This is a genomic window from Sulfurimonas sp., from assembly GCF_014859695.1.
Classification (GTDB): domain Bacteria; phylum Campylobacterota; class Campylobacteria; order Campylobacterales; family Sulfurimonadaceae; genus Sulfurimonas.
The window spans coordinates 1-4,848 of sequence record NZ_JACUTS010000105.1; the positions used below are offsets into that span (position 1 = coordinate 1).

At 29.6% G+C, this 4,848-nt stretch carries 3 protein-coding genes; all 3 read right to left on the bottom strand.

Annotation, left to right across the window (positions count from 1 at the left end; genetic code table 11):
* Positions 1 to 425 precede the first annotated feature (425 nt).
* The gene (locus tag IBX42_RS11185; protein ID WP_294932957.1) at positions 426 to 1,883 is read right to left on the bottom strand and encodes a hypothetical protein; all 1,458 of its coding nucleotides are present in this window, start codon (positions 1,881 to 1,883) and stop codon (positions 426 to 428) included.
* Positions 1,884 to 2,045: 162 nt separating this feature from the next.
* Positions 2,046 to 3,137 (bottom strand): site-specific integrase, encoded by a 1,092-nt coding sequence (locus IBX42_RS11190; protein WP_294932959.1) that lies wholly within the window; start codon positions 3,135 to 3,137, stop codon positions 2,046 to 2,048.
* A 762-nt stretch (positions 3,138 to 3,899) separates the two neighbouring features.
* A complete protein-coding gene (locus IBX42_RS11195) occupies positions 3,900 to 4,523 on the bottom strand; it encodes a site-specific integrase (RefSeq protein ID WP_294932962.1) in 624 nt (207 codons plus the stop codon).
* Positions 4,524 to 4,848: the final 325 nt, after the last annotated feature.

Below are 4,848 nucleotides of genomic sequence, written 5' to 3' on the forward strand. Positions count from 1 at the left end.
TTATGCAATAAGAATGTTGTATTAAGTGGTTTGTTTTTGTGGGGACATTATATACTTCAGTGAATCATTATCACAAGAACTAAAACAATGGATTATTGGTTTAAGTCCAGAGTATTATGCAGTTGGTAGAAAATTAATTCCATTAGCTCGTTCAACAATTCATAGGCGATTAAAGGTAATTTTCGACAAGTTATTCAATGAAAATGTCACTGACAGAAGAGAAAGAATTGTTACTCACGCCCTCAAGACATACTTTTGGTTCTCAATTGGCAATTCAAGGCACTCCTCTCTATACTATAATGAAACTGTTGGACCATACTTACTTCGATTGACCAGTCAATGGTTTATGCGAAATTAGCACCAAGTCAAGGTAAAGATGAAGTATTAAAGCTCAATTATGATTAATATCATCTCTCATTTTCTATTTATTGCTCAATATATTTAGATGGTACGGCTTTTTTTAATAGCTCATCTCTTTTATTTACAAGCAAGGAGTTCGCAAACTGTATAGAGGGGTTTGCGTCCTTCATGCTTAACATCACCATAATGATATCTGTTCCTTCTGAGAAGTCTCTGCTCTTTGTTGTTTCTAATATTTCAAAAATTGCATCATCGTCATTTGCCATAAGAGCCTCATAGAAAGATAAAGTACATAAAAAGGTATTGCTATTAAATTGTGCTTCATCTTTATATTTTTCTACAATATATGATTTTATAGCTTCTAAACCAATCATAATATCAGGAATAACAATAAGCCCATAATTACTTTTATAACGTATATAACTTAATGTATTTTCAATTTGCTTGAATGCTTTTACAATATGATTTTTAAGAAGTTTATCAATATTCACCTTATCCATATTATCAATATCATCTCTTCTAAAATACATTTTCTTTACTTCAATTGCTAGAGCTTGTTTTTTATGAATAATGACTGCTTCACACCTAAGTTCGCTATTTTTTCTTACTATTTTATTGGCATCAACTAATTGATTTCTTTTAAATCTTTCTCTAGCTAAGTCCAATACATAATTTTCAAGTACTAATCCAAATTCATCCATAAAAGTCTTTGAGTCTTTAGATCCTATTTTCGCATAGTTTTCTAGCAGAGTAAAATAAAGGTTATTAGAAAGTGTATCAAGTAGTTGTTCATAGACTGGAATAGTGTATTTATCATCACTTGTCTCAATTATTGGGTATCTAATTAGAAATTTAAATCTTCCAAAACTTTTTTCATATATCTTTTCAGATTTTGATACCTCTTGGTATTCCTTTTGAGTAATTGAAAAAGAATTTAAAAAATTGGATATTTTTTCCTCCGACAAATACTCTGAACCTTCTAAAATTAAATCTTCTTTTTTGAAATAATACTTATGTTCATTTTGATACATTCCACTTATAAGCATAAGGATTAGATACATATCTTCAATAGAAACTCCCAAAAATTCTAATAATTTTTCATTGTATGCTTCATACAGAACAAGCATTCTTCCAACCATATTTGCTGGAGTATAATGAAATCTATTTTGCCATGCTGCTAAAAAAGAAGTACCACCAATTCCAAACACTTTTATTAGACTTTGCCTACCTTCTGAAAGATTAATTTCTGCGTTAAAAAGAGCATAGCACTCTTGTTCTGTTGGTAAATTATTATTTTCATTATTTCTAGCTACTTTTAGTGCTAAATCAGCACCCACAACTAAAAATTCAGGTTTAGCTCTAATTAGTTCATTATTTTTGTCATATTCAATATTTAATTTTCTTATAGCTCTTAACCACTGTTCTAAAGTGTAACTTCTTAAAAGGATTATTATATTTCCCGCTTCTATCTTTTTTAATCTATTCTGTTTGGAAAAGCTCAGTTTTTTCTTTGTTGCTTTCATGATTTGCCTATTAATAAAGATAGTAAGAGTATAGCAAAATGTCAACGGTGGGGCTAAAATCAGCACGAATTTTAGTGTCAATCTCTTTAAATAAGGAATTTATCCGTATACGACTGCCGAATTCAACTCCCCTATCGACAACCTTACTCTCTTCTGTTCTGATTAAAATCCTAGTTTTAAAATACTATCTCGTCCTGTATCTGGAGCTAGTTTTGCATACCTCAAAGTCATCCTTATATCTTTATGGTTAAGCAGCTTTTGAATTGTAAATATCGGCGTACCGTTAATTGCCAAATGAGAGGCGAATGTATGTCGCAAAGTATGTATAACGACTTTGTGCTTTGCATCAATATCATCATCATTAAAAAGTTTATCAAGAATAGTTCTAGCTTTTAATTTTATTTGATCATACAGGTTTGCTTCATTTTCTTTTAAAACAGGAGTATCAAGTTTTATATTTTTCACTCTTATTTTTAAAAGTTCTTCAAGCTCTTGGCTACCTAAAAATGCTATATATTTTTCATTGTTTTTCTCATCCAACACACTTATGGTCTTTGTTGCAAAATTTATATCTCTTGGTGTAATCTTGCAAATAGCTCCAACTCTAGCTCCTGTAGTTAAAGCAAGCAGTGCAAATATGTGTAGCTGCTCATCTAGCTTAGTATGATCTAGCAAAGTAAAAATCTCTTCTTTACTTAGATATCTTTCTCTTATATTATCAACTTTTAATGATTTGATTTTTTTCAATGGATTTTGAGTAGCGATATTTTTTTCGATTGCATAGTTAAAAATGGCACTCATTTCTCCTAAAATAGTGTTAACAGTTTTTGGAGCAAACTCTTTTAATTTAAGAGTCTGTAATTTTTGTATCTCTTCTGATGTAATGCTTTTTATATCTTTTTTGCCCAATAATGGGGATATATGCATTTCATACTTTCTTTTAGATAGTTTATTGTTGCGGTTATGATTCTCTTTTGATTTATAATGCTCTAATGCAATGCTATCAAGCGAAACTATATCTTTTTTCTTTCTCTTAAGAACAGCTGGCGGTTCTTCTCCGAGTTTTATTTTATTTATAAACTCATTTCTTTTGTTGTAAGCATATGTCTCGGTAATACCGTTTGATTTTTTGCCTACCGTGAACCAAGTTTTTTTATTTTCTGCGTCTTTGTAATTGATGGAGTATGTTATATCTCCATCTGTTAATTTATTAAGATAGACGCCTGAATATTTTTTACTTTTTATTCTTGCCAAATTGTTACCCTATTGCTACCCAAAATTTAAAAATATATATAAAAGTATAGCAAACTTGATATAATAAAAACAAGGTTTAAATCCCTAGAATATGGGACTTCAAGAGACAATAGATAACTTTAAGAAACTTAAGGAATTCTTTTAAATAGAGTTCGAATCTCTGAGGGTCCACCACCTTTATACCACTTTTATACCCCCTTAAAATTCCCTATAACAGGCACTTACAGAGAATATCAAAACTAAGAGAAATCTTCATATATTACAAATATACAACTACACATACAACAAACACTAAATATTAAGCACGTAAATTGCTTTCACTATTTTTATTACTATGGTTTTTGCTACTACTTTTATTATTATTTTCAATTATATGAACAAGTGTTCATATACATATTATAATAACTTTTTTATAACTTATGCCTATTTTAGGGATATGATGTTATTTTTATTATTATTTGATGTTACGCACTAAAACGAACGCGTCCATTTTAGTGGCAGGGACAAATGTCCCTACAACCCCCTAAAGCTACGAAAAAGTATCTTTTTCGAGAATTACAAGGTGTTCTACAAACTTTTTTACAAAAGTGCGTAAGGTCAGTTATTATTATTATTTTTAGGGATGTTTACACTTATATCAAAGTTAGTCAAGGACTTTGATAGCTTTTGTTGATTTGCTTTTATGCTTCGCACGCTTCGCAACAAGCAAAGTCAAAAAGCTTAGTCAATTTAGTTAGAATTAAACTTATAACCATTAGAGCATTAAAACAAATCTGTAAATATATTCTTCAAAAATAAATCTGTTTCACTTCTTGCTGTTAAATATTCTAAATTTAAATAATCTTGAGTCTGTTTAACAGAAGAGTGATTAAGAAAAGTCATAATCTTATAAATCTCAACACCACTTAAAGCTAAATTAATAGCAACAGATCTCCTTAAAGTATGAAAATTAACAACCTCATTCCTTTCTTTATTATTCTGTTTATTTAGTTTTTGATTAAATAGCTTATCCATTAACTTAAATACTGCCTCTGGTGCTTCAATCATTGCTTGAGAAGGGAATTTTCTATCTTTAAAGTGAGTAGGTCTTATAATATGTTCATTATCTTCATAATTAACAAGAATTTTATTGAAATAGTTTGAGGCTTCTTCTGAAATTGAAACTCTATAATTTCTGCTACTTTTAAAATTATCAAGCTTAATATAGTTATTTTCAATATCAATATCACTTTTTCTGATATTTAAAACAGTTCTCAATCTTCCTGCTGTCAAAATACCTAAATAAATACAAAGATATACATTTTCAAAAGGATAACTCTTTGCTTCTTTTAATAACTCCCTGATTTCTGAAACACTTAGATACCTATTTCTAACATTTTTAACCACTTTTGCAAAAAACGGTTCAAATCGGACACTAATGTCGGTTGAGTTCGGACAGTGATGTCGGTTCTAATCGGACAGTGGTGTCGGAAATGATTCGGACACTTTGGAGTAAAAACCGACACTTAAGTTTAATTTAATTAAACGAAGCTGAAGAGATATTTTCTAAATTTTAATAAACTCTTTGTAGATTATTTTACAAAGGTTTGAAATGAGGACAATATCAATGAAACAAGTTCGTGATGTGTTAAGACTTCATAGTGTTATGAATCTCTCACTAACTGACCTTACGCACTTTTGTAAAAAAGTTCGTAAATACCTCTAATTTTCT

Bases quoted from the DNA above. Each gene is read 5' to 3' on its own strand.
- IBX42_RS11185 (WP_294932957.1), bottom strand. From the start codon at position 1,883: ATGAAAGCAACAAAGAAAAAACTGAGCTTTTCCAAACAGAATAGATTA.